13 protein-coding genes are annotated in these 14083 nt (G+C 62.1%); 5 read left to right on the top strand and 8 right to left on the bottom strand.

Going from position 1 to position 14083, the window contains the following annotated elements; genetic code table 11:
• Nucleotides 1-115 precede the first annotated feature (115 nt).
• The 3 genes from CKO36_RS02085 to rsmI form a co-directional block, all read right to left on the bottom strand.
• A complete protein-coding gene (locus CKO36_RS02085) occupies nucleotides 116-418 on the bottom strand; it encodes a hypothetical protein (protein ID WP_200279840.1) in 303 nt (100 codons plus the stop codon).
• Between the two features lie 361 nt (nucleotides 419-779).
• Nucleotides 780-1811, bottom strand: a complete 1032-nt coding sequence (locus CKO36_RS02080) for a DUF3298 domain-containing protein (protein WP_200279838.1) — start codon at nucleotides 1809-1811, stop codon at nucleotides 780-782.
• Between the two features lie 36 nt (nucleotides 1812-1847).
• A complete protein-coding gene (gene rsmI / locus CKO36_RS02075) occupies nucleotides 1848-2759 on the bottom strand; it encodes a 16S rRNA (cytidine(1402)-2'-O)-methyltransferase (protein WP_200279837.1) in 912 nt (303 codons plus the stop codon).
• Between rsmI and CKO36_RS02070 the strand changes: the two genes are divergently transcribed.
• Genes CKO36_RS02070 through cls form a run of 5 tightly spaced genes read left to right on the top strand, consistent with a single transcriptional unit; the run spans nucleotide 2758 to nucleotide 8472 of the window.
• On the top strand, nucleotides 2758-4614 hold the full coding sequence (locus CKO36_RS02070; protein WP_200279834.1) for a penicillin-binding protein activator: 1857 nt from the start codon (nucleotides 2758-2760) through the stop codon (nucleotides 4612-4614). The genes rsmI and CKO36_RS02070 overlap by 2 nt on opposite strands.
• Nucleotides 4611-4991, top strand: coding sequence for a YraN family protein (locus CKO36_RS02065; protein WP_200279831.1), 381 nt, complete (start codon nucleotides 4611-4613; stop codon nucleotides 4989-4991). Before CKO36_RS02070 ends, CKO36_RS02065 begins: the two co-directional genes overlap by 4 nt.
• Nucleotides 4975-5613 carry a BON domain-containing protein gene (locus CKO36_RS02060; RefSeq protein WP_200279828.1) on the top strand — a complete coding sequence of 213 codons (639 nt, stop codon included), beginning with the start codon at nucleotides 4975-4977 and terminating at the stop codon, nucleotides 5611-5613. The genes CKO36_RS02065 and CKO36_RS02060 overlap by 17 nt, the downstream gene beginning before the upstream one ends.
• Nucleotides 5591-6985, top strand: coding sequence for an FAD-binding oxidoreductase (locus CKO36_RS02055; RefSeq protein WP_200279825.1), 1395 nt, complete (start codon nucleotides 5591-5593; stop codon nucleotides 6983-6985). Before CKO36_RS02060 ends, CKO36_RS02055 begins: the two co-directional genes overlap by 23 nt.
• Nucleotides 6982-8472 (top strand): cardiolipin synthase, encoded by a 1491-nt coding sequence (gene cls / locus CKO36_RS02050; RefSeq protein WP_200279822.1) that lies wholly within the window; start codon nucleotides 6982-6984, stop codon nucleotides 8470-8472. The genes CKO36_RS02055 and cls overlap by 4 nt, the downstream gene beginning before the upstream one ends.
• Here the strand turns inward: cls and CKO36_RS02045 are convergent.
• The 5 genes from CKO36_RS02045 to CKO36_RS02025 form a co-directional block, all read right to left on the bottom strand.
• Nucleotides 8431-9447: a lysophospholipid acyltransferase family protein gene (locus CKO36_RS02045; protein ID WP_200279819.1), complete on the bottom strand. Its 1017-nt coding sequence runs from the start codon at nucleotides 9445-9447 to the stop codon at nucleotides 8431-8433. The two genes, cls and CKO36_RS02045, sit on opposite strands and share 42 nt — an antisense overlap.
• Nucleotides 9440-9934 (bottom strand): Fe-S cluster assembly transcriptional regulator IscR, encoded by a 495-nt coding sequence (gene iscR / locus CKO36_RS02040; RefSeq protein WP_200279817.1) that lies wholly within the window; start codon nucleotides 9932-9934, stop codon nucleotides 9440-9442. Before iscR ends, CKO36_RS02045 begins: the two co-directional genes overlap by 8 nt.
• A gap of 61 nt (nucleotides 9935-9995) precedes the next feature.
• The gene (gene cysE / locus CKO36_RS02035; RefSeq protein WP_200279815.1) at nucleotides 9996-10763 is read right to left on the bottom strand and encodes a serine O-acetyltransferase; all 768 of its coding nucleotides are present in this window, start codon (nucleotides 10761-10763) and stop codon (nucleotides 9996-9998) included.
• A gap of 45 nt (nucleotides 10764-10808) precedes the next feature.
• Nucleotides 10809-11657, bottom strand: coding sequence for an RNA methyltransferase (locus CKO36_RS02030; protein ID WP_200279812.1), 849 nt, complete (start codon nucleotides 11655-11657; stop codon nucleotides 10809-10811).
• Nucleotides 11658-11798: 141 nt separating this feature from the next.
• On the bottom strand, nucleotides 11799-14036 hold the full coding sequence (locus CKO36_RS02025; protein ID WP_200279858.1) for a patatin-like phospholipase family protein: 2238 nt from the start codon (nucleotides 14034-14036) through the stop codon (nucleotides 11799-11801).
• Nucleotides 14037-14083: the final 47 nt, after the last annotated feature.

The following is a 14083-nucleotide window of genomic DNA, read 5'->3' as shown; positions in this document are numbered from 1 at the left end:
GAAAGCCATGCGAAAAAATCGCCGGGGTCCGAAAAAACCGCTGACCAAACGCACTCGATACAAAGATAAGCCGCATGTCTCGACCGCCAAGCTTCTGGCCGCTGGTTAGCCCACCTTAAAAGGGCTGGTCCTTAAATAAATCTTCTTCTTGATTCTGCCCTACCAATTTTGACTTGTTATCGTCATTCTCAAGGAAGCGCGAAAAACTGAACCAAGATAAAGTGGCTCCAATAAAACCACCAATTATAAGTAGCAGAACTCGGGTTTCTTGATTAAAGAAATCAGGACGAGTCGTATCTAGAGCAAAAAACACAAAACCATAGAAAACAGCAATGCTAAGTACAATTCCATGAGCCTTGTTCTTTGGCTTTAAGATATCCCTATACAGTCGGATGAAATCAGAATTAATTGAACTCATTGTCTACCCATCTTTGCGACTGTGTTTAGGCCTGGTAGTTACGTGCTTCTAACCAGTGATTGTATGGTTTCTGGATAACACTAGCACGCAACGGATAAACCTGCAAGATATCTGGACAACCTACCAGTTGCGGGATAATATGCCCATATCGTTTATTATCCATCAGCAAGGTGGTGAATGCTGCAAATTCCTGCAACGCTGCAGCAAGGTTCGATGAGAAGCTAACGACAGCGGGGGGCAGTGCTAATCATCGACCGCATTTCCACCGATGACTGCAGTTCTTCCTGGATTTCTGCGGGAATTTGCATCAATCCCATGTGCAGAAGGCGATGATTGATGCCCATGTGCTGAATCGAGGCGGTCAAGGGCCAAACCAGGCCGGATTGAGCAGCCCGACCAGTTCATCGTAGCCCAGCATTACGTCAAAAATGCCGATGGCATAGGGGCCGATCTGGTACTGGCCAAAAATCACCTTGAGCCCATCGGCCAGCGGGAGCAACACCTGATAGTTCTCCGCCTTGGGCGCTGTGCCCTCGCGCAGCCAGTCATCATCACTGTCGGCGCTAAAGGGTTCGCGCGCGGACAGCTTGGCCAGACTGAGTTCGGCCAGGCGTTGCAGCCAGTCACTGTCGGGGCGAAACAATTCGGCTGGCGCTAAGCGCTCTCCGTGGTCGCGACCCAGCACCAGCGCTTGATGGTCAAAAGCACCATGAGCGCCGCCGGTGTAGCTGTAGGTGGTCAGATCGATGGTCCAGAACCTTGGTCCGCTATACAGAGATGCGAAATCAATCTCCATGGCCCAGGGCGGCCCGAGATGCTCACCCTGATTGTCGAAAAGAAACTCCAGATAAGAGGTGCGAAAATCGTCCAGTTGCTGTCGCACCCGCGCAGCTATCCGCCGATTGGCTGCCAGGGTGGCAGTATCCTCGCCACTGAGGTGGGGATAGCGCGCCTTGAGTTCGATCTGCGGCCCCTGTTGGATGATCTCCACCCAACCCGCTTCCTTGCGCTCAGTGATGGGGCCCAGCGGCCCCTCGACGCGAATCTCCAGCGCCGCGATGCGCTGACGATAGGCCTCGGCCACGCACTCGCTGGTATCACAGGCGTTGCGCTCAGTCAGCCAGTCGCGCTGCTGCGCCTGCAACGGCTTGATATCGGCGCCAACCTTTTCGCGCGCCTGTTGATAGAGCGTGGCCAGACGCTGGTCGAGCGAACTAAGTTCGGCCTCGTTGCAGATCAGTTGTTCAACCGGATGCGCGGCTTGGCTGCAATCGAAACTGGCGGCGGTGGTGACTGTGGGCAGCAGGCTAAGCGCACCACACAGCACCGCACCAAGCCAGGTGGAATGCGGCTGCCGATGTTGTGGTGTCATAACAGTACAGGTTGCAGGCATAACGTTGATCCTCGGGTGATGCAGTGATGACCGGGCTTAAGCGTCAGCGTCTGGCCCCTGCGACGCGTCTGACTCCTGCGACTGACGCGCCAGTGCCATCCGATAGAGTTCATTGCGCTGGCCGCCGGTGATGCGCGCTGTTAAGGCGGCGGCCTGGCGGGTCGTTAGTTCGGCGCGCAGAATATCGAGCACGCGCGCTTGCTCGCGCGCCTGTTGTGCGTCCGGTGCCGCGCTGGCCCCGGCGATGAGCAGCACAAACTCTCCGAGCTGCTGCTCGCTGTGCGCCTTGATGCGCGCCCCCAGCTCGTCCAGGGAGCCGCTGAGAAAGGTCTCGAACCGCTTGGTCAGCTCACGGGCCACCACCGCCTGGCGTGTGCCGCCGAGCACGTCAGCGCAGTCCTCCAGCGTGGCCTGAATGCGCTGACCGCTGTCGTAGAGAATCAGAGTGCCGGGTTCCTGGGCAACGGCCTCGATCCAGCGTCGGCGCGGTGCACGGGTGCGCGGGGCAAACCCCAGGAACAGGAAGCGGTCGCTGGGCAAACCGGCGGCGCTGAGTGCGCAGATCAGCGCGCTGGGACCGGGAATGGGCACCACCGTCAGGCCGCGCGCACGCGCTTCGCGCACCAGGGTATAGCCGGGATCGCTGATCAGGGGAGTGCCGGCATCGCTGATCAGGGCGATACTGTCACCGCTATCGAGCCGGGCCAGCAGGTGGGGATGGGCGCTGGCCTCATTATGATCGTGGTAGGCGCACAGCGGCGCATGGATGCCCAGGTAATCCAGCAGACGCCGGCTGTGACGGGTATCCTCACAGGCGATCAGATCGACCCCGGCCAGGACGGCGGCGGCGCGCGCGCTGAGATCGCCGAGATTGCCGATCGGCGTGGCCACCACGTATAGTACGCCGGGTTGAATACCCGCATCCAACTGATTTGGCGGAGATACCATGAAAGCGATACTGTCCGTTTACGCGTGGCGCACAGGCGTTGTGAGGTTTGGCATCAGCGCTGGGGTGATCATCCTGGCGGGCTGTGTTAGCGTGCCAAGCGAGGCCACCCGCCAGCTGCTTACCAGTGTACCCGCTACCGCGCTTGCCGAAGTGGAATCCACGGCGGCGAGTGGTCAGGCCGCCGCTGAGGCCTATCTTGAGCTGGCCAGGAATACTCAGGCACCGGGCCGTCAGGCACTGGAACTGCGTGCTGCCGAGTCTTTTTATCAGGCCGGGCAGTCCTTGCGCGCGCTGCGCACCCTGGGGGGCATTGACAGCGGCCAACTCACCGCTGGCGCCCGCAACCATGAGCACCTGATTGCCGCGCGCGCCGCCTTGCAGGCCTCCCTGCCGGAACGTGCGCTCACCGAGCTGAAACAGCTCAGCCGCTCCAGCCTGCCGCCGGATCTGCGTATCGAGCATCTCGGCCTGATGGCGGCAGCTTACCGCCACCAGGACGATCCTGTCCAGGCAGCCAAAACCCTTGATGAACTCGATCGCCTGCTTGGTGACCCCCAACAGCGGCTCGACACTCAGGTGTCCCTGCTGCTCACCCTGTCCACACTGCCCAACGCTCGCCTGCGCACGCTCGCCAGCGGTGGCAGCGGCAACCTGCGCGCCTGGGCCAGCTTGGCTGAACTGCTCGCCGGACATGAGCAGGCCGATGCCGCCCTGGAAGGTCGCTACCGCGCATGGCGCTCCAGTCATGGCCGCTTGCCCGTCAAGGATGACTTGCCTCAGGCCTACTATGCGGCATTAGCGGGCGCTTACACCCCCGGCACCGAGGTTTGGGTACTGCTGCCGAGCAGCGGTCGCTTCAGCGGCGCCAGCCAGGCCGTGCACAATGGCCTGCGGCATGCCGATCAACTCAACCACAGCGGTCACCGGGCGCAGCTGCAAGCTGCCAACAGCGCTGCTAATGCCGGTGCAGCGTATGAGCGTGCCACCGCCGCAGGTGCGGATCTCATCATTGGCCCGCTGCAAAAACCGGCCGTCAATGCCCTGAGCGAGCAGCAGTCACGCCTGCCGGTGCCAACCCTGGCGCTTAATCAGAACACCAATGGATATTCGCTGCCGGAGCAGCTTTATCAGTTTGCTCTGGCACCTGAGGATGAAGCCATTAGCGCCGCCAATCATGCCTGGGCTTCAAAGCTGCGCTCCGCTCTGCTGCTCTACCCTAACGGCGCTTGGGGCAATCGCCTGGCCAGCGCTTTTCGTCAGCACTGGCGCGCACTCGGCGGCACCATCGCCGGTGAAGCCGTCTATGGCAACACGCCGGCCAGCATGGGTACTAGCCTCGACACCCTGCTCGCACCCGGCACGGGCGAGCTGATCTTTATGGTCGCCACCAACAGCTCATCCCGCGCACTCTGGTCGCAGGTGCTGGCTGCCAATACCCGTCAACTTCCCGTGCTGGCCACCTCGCATGTCTACAGCGGCCAGCCGGATGATGCGCGCGCGCTCAGCGGACTCTATTTTGTTGATATTCCCTGGCTGTTGGATCCCAACAGCGGGCCGGTCCGCGTCATGCAGCCGCCCGCTATGAGCAGTGGCGGGGCCAGCGCGACCCTGGCGCGCCTGCAAGCCATGGGCGTTGACAGCTACCGTCTGGCCCCGCGCAGCGCGGTCATGGCGGGCAACTCTGGCCATTTCTTCCCCGGCGTCAGTGGTGGCTTGAGCTTCGATGGCACCGGTCGCGTGCAGCGCACCCTGCCGCTGGGACGCTTTGAGGCCAGCGGTCCGGTTCCGGTTGCCGGAATCCAAGCTGCCGCAGCCACCGCCAAAGCAAGCGACGCCGCTTTGGCCCGCCGATGACCGCCAAGTCCAGTACCCGCCCAGGCAGCACCGTTGCTCGCGGCCAGGGGTTTGAGGTCCAGGCGCGCGAGTATCTCGAAGCGCAGGGGCTGGAATGGGTTGCCTCGAATCATCGCTGCCGTTTCGGCGAGATTGATCTCATTATGCGCGATCAGCAGGTGCTGGCTTTCATTGAGGTGCGTTTTCGCCGCTCCCAGCAGTTCGGCGGGGCCAGTGCCAGTGTGGATGTGCGTAAGCAGCGCCGGTTGATCACCGCTGCCCGCCATTATCTGAGCCGTCACCCCACCGAGCAGCCGTGCCGCTTCGATGTGGTGGCGATGAATGGCCAGGAGCCTATTCGTTGGATCAAGGGAGCCTTTGATGCGTCTGGATATTAGCCTGACCGGCTGGCCGTTGCCGCTGCTGTTGCCCGCACTGCTGGCCAGTGCCTTGTTGAGCACCGGGCTGAGCTCCGGCTGCGCCCCCATGGTGGTGGCCGGCGCCGCCTATGGGGGTGCGGTGCTGCATGAGCGCCGCTCGGCGCAAACCGTGCTTGAGGATCAGGCCATTGAGCTACAGGCCAGCCAGCTGTATTTCCAAAACCCCGATATCCGCAACCACAGCAGTCTTTCGGTCACCTGTTACAACTACGAGGCTCTGCTCACCGGGCAGGCGGAAAGCGCAGTGATCGCGCGCCGCTTTGCCGAGTTGATCGCCCGATTGCCCAAGGTGACCAAAGTTTACAACGAGGTCGAAATCGGTCCCAATATCAGCGTCACCCGCGCCAGTCAGGATGCCTACCTCGGCTCGCGCGCCAAGCTGGCGCTGGCTGATATTAAGCTGCCGGATTTCGATCCCATGCGGGTGAAGGTGGTGGCCGAGAATGGTGTTATCTATTTGATGGGACTGGTAACGGCGGCCGAGGCCGACGCCACGGTCGATAAGGTGCGACGCATTCCGGGCGTTGTGCGGGTGGTGCGCATTTTCAACTTGATCCATGTCAACCCCCAAGCTTCCTGAGCGGTTGGTCCGCGCGCTGGCCGACATTGTCGGCGCTGAGGCGCTCCTGACCGACCCGGCCGACAACTGGGCCTACGGCTATGACAACAGTCGCCGCCAGGAGCTGCCCGGCGCCGTGGCCTTTGTGCGCACGGCCGAGCAGGTTTGTCAGCTGGTGCGTCGGTGCGGACCGGCTGGCGTGCCCGTGACCGCCCGCGGGCTGGGCACTGGCACCACCGGCGCCACAGTGCCGGAGCCGGGCGGCTTGGTGATCGCCTTTGAGCGCATGAACCGCCTGCTCGATATTGATGCGGCCAATCGCCTCGCCCACGTTGAGCCGGGGCTGACCAATCAGCAGCTGCAACAGGCGTTGGCGCCCCAGGGGTTTTTTTGGCCGCCGGATCCGACCAGCGCGGCGGTCTGCACCATTGGTGGCAACCTGGCTTACAACTCCGCCGGGCCGCGCGCGGTCAAATACGGCACGCCACGCGAGAATACGTTGGGGTTGACCGCTGTAACCGGCAACGGTGAACTCATCCGCACCGGCGTCGAGACCACCAAGGGCGTGGTGGGCTATGACCTGACCCGACTGCTGATCGGCTCCGAAGGCACTTTGGCGCTCATTGTCGGTGCCACTCTCAAGCTCAGCCCCAAGCCGGAAGCCAAACGCACCCTGGCTGCCACCTACCGCGACATTCATGCCGCCGCCACGGCGGTGGCAGCCATCATGGCGCAGCCGGTCACCCCCTGCGCGCTCGAGTTTATGGATGCCGCCGCCATTGAGATGGTGCGTGAGTTCTCCGATCTTGGCCTGGCGCCCGAGACGGGTGCTCTGCTGATGATCGAGGTCGATGGGCCGGAGGCCTGCATTGACCTGTCCGCCGCTGATGTGAGCGCAGCGGCACGGGTTCCCGGCCTGTTGACTTGTCGCACCGCCGCTGATCCCGCCGACATCGCTGCTCTGTGGAAAACCCGCAAGGCGCTGTCACCAGCCCTGCGCCACGTGGCGCCCAAGAAAATCAACGAAGACGTGGTGGTGCCGGTGTCGCGCATGGCGTCGTTCATTGAGGGGCTTGAGCAGTTGTCGCGCCGCACCGGCATTCGCATCGTCAATTTTGGTCATGCTGGCAATGGCAACATTCATGTCAATCTGCTGGTCAACCCGGATGATCGCGATGAAATGCGTCGCGCGCAGGAGTGCCTGAATGCTGTGTTTGATCTGGTGGTCAACCTGGGCGGCACCCTGTCCGGAGAGCATGGTGTCGGGCTGGAAAAGCGCGACTTCGTGGAACGTGAACTGGACCCGGCGGCGCTGCGTCTGATGCACGCGATCAAAGGTCAGTTTGACCCCCATGGCATTTTAAATCCCGGCAAGGGGCTGCCCGCACCATGAGTGACTCCAGTCTGATCGCTAGCCTGTTGCTACTGGCACATTTTGCATTGCAAGTGGGCATCTCCATGCGCGTCATGCTGCGTCCGCATCGGGAGCCGGCCGCGCGCATGACCTGGATTGTGCTGATTTTTGCCGTGCCCATCATCGGCTTCATTGCCTACCTGTTGGTGGGGGAAACCAATATCGGCCGGCGGCGGGTGGCGCGTTTGCGCCAGTCGCTTGCGCGTCTGCCAGCCCCGCATCAGGTTGCTCGTTCCACTTCCCGTTCCAGCCCCCGTTCCAACCAGGCCGCCAAAACTATCACGCATGCCATCCCCGATGAGCATCGCCATCTGTTCCGTCTCGGCGCCTCCATCAGCGGTTTTACCCCCTTCAGCGGCAATCGCGCCACCCTGATGCCCGACTCCGACGCCAGCATTGATGCCATGGTTGCCGATATTGAGGCCGCTCGCGATCATGTGCATTTGCTGTTCTATATCTGGCTACCGGATCGCAATGGCCGGCGCGTGGCCGAGGCGCTGATGCGTGCGGCACAGCGCGGGGTGGTGTGCCGCGCCCTGGCGGATGATCTCGGCTCGCGCACCATGATTCGCTCCGAGCACTGGCAGCGCATGCAGGCGGCCGGCGTGCGTTTGGCGCGTGCCTTGCCGATCGGTAATCCGATCCTGCGGGTATTAACCGGGCGCATTGATTTGCGCAATCACCGCAAAATCGTGGTCATTGATGACTGGGTGACCTACTGTGGCAGTCAGAATTGCGCCGATGCGGAATTTCTGGTCAAAGCCAAGTACGCCCCCTGGGTGGATCTGATGCTGCGTTTTGAGGGGCCGATTGCGCGTCAGAACCAATATCTGTTTGCCAGCGACTGGATGCCGCATGTCGAGGATGACATCGACCAGCTGCTGCACCGGCCGCTTCCGCACGGCAGCGCGGACCAGCAGTTGCCAGCACAGGTGATCGGCACCGGCCCGACCGTGCGCTGGTCGGCCATGCCGGAGGTTTTCGAAGCCCTGATTTACAGCGCCCGGCGCGAACTGATCATCACTACGCCCTATTATGTGCCGGATGAGTCGATCCAGGCCGCACTCTGCGCCAGTGCGCGGCGTGGGGTGCGCACCACCATTATTTTCCCGGCGCGCAATGATAGCCGCATTGTCGCCGCCGCCAGCCGCAGTTATTACGCCGAACTGCTAGCGGCCGGGGTGCACATTTTCGAGTATCCCCGGGGCCTCCTGCATACCAAGTCCCTGACCATGGACGCTGAAGTCAGCCTGATCGGCTCGGCGAACATGGACCGGCGCAGCTTCGAGCTGAACTACGAAAACAACATTCTGCTCTACGACCCGGCGCTGAGTGCCCAGTTGCGCGAGCGCCAGCAGCAGTATCTCGCCGTATCACAGCCAATCACCAGCGAACAGGTCAGCCACTGGAGCTGGCGCCGGCGTTTATGGAACAACACCGTCGCTATGCTGGGGCCAGTTCTGTAACTGATCGAGCTGCTCGCGAATCCGCGCCACCTGTTCCAGGGCGGCGCGATCGGCTAATGGGCCGCTGTAGAATTTTGGCAGCCCCGCCGGCCGCTCGCGAAAGCGGCGATAAGGCCACAGGTATTGCTCGGGACAGACGCGAATGCAGTCCTCAATGCCTTGGTTCAGCGCTGCGGCCGCGACGCGATCATCGGCCGCCGCGACGGCCTCCGGGGCGGGCTGGCAGTGGATGCGATAGCCGGCTCCAGCCCCCTTCAGGCGCTCAGCAAACAAAAACACCACCGGCGCGCCGGTTTTGCGCGCCAGGCGGTTGACCAGCAGCATGCTATAGGCCGGAATCCCGAACAAGGGCGCAAACACCGCACCCTTGTCCGCCCGTGGCGCCTGATCAGGCAGAATGCCGACATAATCGCCGCGTTCCAGCGCCTGCACCAGCACGCGAATCCCGCGCGCGGTGATCGGCGCCAGCGTGGCGCCGCTGCGCTTGCGCGCGGCTAGAATCAGGTCATCCAGATATTTTTGCGGCTTATAGAAGATGGCGGTCGGGCCCTGCGCCGCCAGGTAGAGGCCGGCCAGTTCCCAGGCGCCCAGGTGTGGGGAGAGCACGATCAGCCCGCGCCCCGGCTGGCGCCGCAGCCCTTCAGTGCCCCGGGTGTCGCGCACCAGGCTCAGCACCTCGGCGCTGGGGCGCTGCCACAGATGGGCGATTTCCAGATAGGTTTTGCCAAATTCGCGCAGGCAGCGGTTGCGCTGACGCACGGCGGCGCGGGCGGTCAGCTCGGGCTGGCACAGGCTAATGTTAATCAGCGTGTTGCGGCGTTGCCGATTGGGCAGCCAGGCCAGCAACCAACCGATGCCAGCGCCCAGCCGATGCACCAGCCCCAGCGGCAGGCGCGCCAGCAGACGCATCAGCAGTCGGGCGCTAGGTTCCAGCCAGGTGGCGGTGTTGAACAACGCCTTTGAAGGTTTAGGCATTGAACGGCAGCGAGACAGGCGAGGCCGGTGGTGCCTCCATCAGAGGCTCCGGCGCATTGACCGGTGAATCGCAAACACCATGCAGGCCGCGCCGCTCGACCAGATCCTTCAAGCTGATCTGGTTGAGATACTCATAGATGCGGTGGCTGAGATCCATCCACAGGTCATGTGTCAGGCAAGGTCCTTCATTGTAACAGTCACCATCGCCACCGCATTTGGTGGCATCGACATGCTCATCGACAGCGGCAATGATTTCGGCAATGTTAATTTCGTCGCATCCGCGCGCTAAATTGTAGCCGCCGCCAGGTCCGCGCACGCTGCATACCAGTTGCTGCCGGCGCAGCTTGGCAAACAGTTGCTCCAGGTAGGACAGCGAGATGCCCTGACGACGGGCGATATCCGCAAGCGCGATCGGCCCCTGACCCTGATGAATCGCTAAATCGAGCACTGCAGTCACGGCGTAACGGCCTTTGGTGGTTAATCTCATGCGTGCCGACTCCTTAGGAGTGAAAACAGAAGTCGCATCCTACGATAGCTGAGTAAATCCATCAATTTTTCCCTGGCTCGGTTGCCGACTCCATCTCGCAGTCGTCGAGATCATCGAGATGCTCGAAGTGCTGGGTCAAGCCTTGCTCCTCCAGGGTGCGCGACAGCACCTCGACGCGCTGATCGAGCACATGGATATGGTCGAGCATGCGGTTGATGGCATTGGCAATCGGATCTGGCACATCGCGCGTTGCGCCATAGGCGTCGAAACCGATGCGTCGGGCGGTGCTGGCGCGGCGCCGACTGGTGGCATCGACCGGGCGCTCAATGATACGCCCTGGTACGCCAATCACGGTGCTGCCGGCCGGCACCGGCTTAACAATCACTGCATTGGAACCAATGCGCGAACCATCGCCGACCTCAATGGGGCCGAGCACCTTGGCCCCGGCACCGACCACCACATCCCGCCCCAGGGTGGGGTGGCGCTTGCCCTTTTGCCAGCTGGTGCCGCCGAGGGTAACGCCGTGATACAGGGTGCAGTCATCCCCCACCACGGCAGTCTCGCCAATGACCACACCCATGCCATGATCAATGAAAAACCGCCGGCCGATGATAGCACCGGGGTGAATCTCAATCCCGGTCAACAGCCGCGCGACATTGGACAGGAGGCGCGCCAACCAGTGCAGCTGCATCTGCCACAGACGATGCGCGACTCGATGGATAAGCACGGCATGCAAGCCGGGGTAGGTGGTAAGAATCTCGAAGCTGTTGCGGGCTGCGGGATCGCGGTCGAAGACGCAATGGATGTCTTCGCGAAGTCGCTGGAACATAATGATGCAAGACTGTGTGTAGACTCGGGGCGGGAGCGCCTGGATTCAGCGGTCGGCGTCGGTGCCGGCCTCGGCATGACGGCCCAGCGCTTTGAGCAGGCCGCGCAGAATATTGAGTTCGGTGCGGTCCGGGCGCGCACGGTTAAACAGGCGCCGCAAGCGTTGCAGCAGCTTGTACGACTGCTCCGGTTTGGCAAAGCCGACTCGAATCAGGGTTGTGCGCAGATGCTCAAAGAAGCTGGCCATTTCGTCCGCGCCAGCGGGCTGATGCGGGGGGGAGGCGTGGGTTGCGAATGGCGCGGATGAATCAGATGACGCAGACGCAGCCGATGACGGCGACTGTTCGGCGGCATAGGTCGTCAGCCAGGTTTGGCGGATTTCATAGGCGAACACCTGGGCCGCTGAGGCGAGATTCAGCGAACTGAACGCCGGATTGGCAGGAATTTGTGTCAAATAATGACAGTGCGCCAGTTCCTCATTGCTGAGTCCGGAACTTTCGCGCCCCAACACCAGGGCCACCGGCCCATGGGCAGCCTCCGTCACCAGATGCTCGGCTGCTGCCGCCGGACTCAACAGCGGCCACTCCACAGCGCGGCGGCGCGCACTGGCACCAATCACCAGCCGGCAGTCGTGTAATGCAGCGGGCAGGCGGTCATGCACAGCGGCGTTTTGCAGAATGTCATCCGCACCGGCCGCGCGGGCCAGCGCCTCGGCATCCGGCGTGCGACGCGGCTTCACCAGCGCCAGATCGGTCAGACCCATGGTTTTGAGCGCGCGCGCCACCGCGCCCTGGTTGCCAGTCAGACTGGTTTCAACCAGCACAAATCGAATGCGCTCAATAACAGCGCGGGCCTCTTGCGCAACGGGTTGCACAAGTTCAGAAGTGGAAGCCATTGGACGTCTGTGCGGGGAGTGAAGAATGCACCCTTGAGCTTAGCACTACGCCTGGGGCGCGAACAACTGCATGCGGCCTCTGAGATGATTTTCACTGAAGTGCAATCAGTGCAATCCGGCTTTTCAGACCATCCTGAACACTCAATCCGGCCGGCCAATCAACACATAGAAGGCGTGATCACCAGCAGCGGACAGACCCCAGCCCAGATAGGCCGGGCCGATCCAGGTGTCTGAGCCAAAGAACAGGCTGCCACCGAAGCGGGTTTCCTCAGGGGCGAGCTGGAATTCGATCTTGCGGCGGTCGCTGAAGGTGCTGTTGGAGATCCAGCCGGCTTCCAGCGAGGCGCCGAGAAACAGCCCGCGTCCGATCGGCGTGGGCAAGCTGGCAATCTGGCGATAATAGGCCAGCGCGCCGAAGGCCATGTCATTGGCGCGGAACTGCTCGTTGGCGTAGCCCGAAAGCTTCAGGAAACCGCCTAGCGGGAACTGGTCATAGTAGGGCATGGTGTCGCCAAAGCTGCTGCCGGCCTTGAAGCGGGCGGCGATGGTGTTGGCGCCGCGCGTGCGCGCTCCGGCGGCCTTGATCAGTGCACGGGTATAGGATTGATCTGCGCCCAGCGCTTCGAGTGGATTTTTAATGTCAAGCTCCAGACGCAAGCCGCTGCGCGGTACTGCGGCACTGTCCAGGGTGTCGTGTACAATACGCGCGCGCAGGCCGGAGTCTTTCACATCGCCCTCGGGCAGTTCCGACGAGCCGGTGTCGAGGTTGACGTCGGTGATTCCCCAGTAGGGGCCAATGCGCATGTCGAGATGATTGCGGGTGCTGCCGATATCCACCCCCAGGTGCATGCGTGTGACGTCATAACGGGCTACGCGCTGATCGCCATCAAAGACGCTGTAGGGTGTATCGCTGATATCGATATAGGCGGCGGCAAAGCCCGAATGCTCCAGGTCGAACGGCTGGAACCATTCGCTGAACAGGCGCGGTTCATTGCCAATTTGTAGCTCGCTACGCCACTCGGAACCGAGCCGGTTGGCCCAGGTTTTGGTATAGGTGGCGCGCAGGCCAAACCGGCTGTCGCCCTGATTGTCGCTCGACAGCCCCAGACCGAAGCTCAGATAATTCGGCCCCCAGGGTTTTTCCACGGCATTGACGATGAGCAGATCGTCACCCGCCTCATCGGTTTCGAAGCGGTAGCTGATGCGCTCAAAATCCCCACGCCCATAGAGGCGCTGGATGTCACGCTCCAACTGGTCGCGGTCAAAAGCCTCGCCCTGCTGGGCATCAATCAGCGGCTCGAAGACCTCAGGGTTGACGCGCTTGAGCCCCTGGATGCGCACCTGGCTGACCCGTTGTACCGGGGCGTTGGTGCCAAAACGCGCACGCTTCCAGGCCGCATAGGCGGCCGGACTCAGGCTGAAGCGGCGCAGCTGTGGTGCCGCCTGGCGGGCGGCGGTGACGCCGGTGGCGATCGCATCAATGGCGCGCGGGAAATCACCCGAGCCGATGTCACCCAGATCCGGCACAATCAGCAGATCGCGCTGGGGATCGATCTCGGCGAGCGAGACTTTGACATTTTGTTCGGTCAGAATGGCGACCATCTGGCCGGCGACGCCGAGAATATTGCCCAGTTGGTCACGCGGCAGAAAACTGGAGCTGAGATTGACCACGATCAGATGATCAACTCCCATGGAGCGGGCCACATCGACCGGCAGGTTGCGCACCAGGCCGCCATCGACAAAGATGTAATCTTTCCACAGCATGGGAGTGAAGATGCCGGGCACCGCCATGCTGGCGCGCATGGCCACCGGCAGCGGGCCGTGATCAAATACGAACATTTTGCCGTTTTCGAGATTGGTTGCCACCGCCCGGAATGGAATGGGCAGGGCATCAAAATTGGAGATGGTCTCCGCGCCCTTGACCAGATCGTTGAAAAACAATTGCACCTTCTGACCGGCGATGGCCCCCGGTGGCAGCTTGGCCTGGCCGTTGCGCATCCCGATGGAGAAGTTAAAGGTGGGCGTCAGGCTGGCTTCCTGGCGCCGCGCGGGCCATTCCGAGCGCGGCGGGTTGTCGTCAAACAATTCATTCCAGTCCACCTCTGCCAGGCGCTGTTCGAGCACCTCGGCCGGCAGGCCGGCGGCATAGGCTCCGCCGACCAGGGCGCCCATGCTGGTGCCGGCAATGGCATGGATGGGAATGCGCAATTCTTCCAGCACCTTAATAACCCCGATATGGGCCGCGCCCCTGGCACCGCCGCCGGCCAGTACCAGACCGATGCGCGGCCCGCTTGCTTCGCTTGCAGCGACCGGCTGTGGTGGCGCCACAGCAAGCAGGATGAAAACCAGAACCAGGGTCAGGAGAAACCAGCGTTGCATAGTCATTGCGTGAGACAGGAAGCGGGTTGTCAGGTCAGGGGCGCGGG

Source organism: Rhabdochromatium marinum (assembly GCF_016583795.1).
GTDB classification, from domain to species: Bacteria; Pseudomonadota; Gammaproteobacteria; order Chromatiales; family Chromatiaceae; genus Rhabdochromatium; species Rhabdochromatium marinum.
Note: the sequence above shows the minus strand (reverse complement) of the source record. Positions and strands in the feature narration are given on the sequence as shown.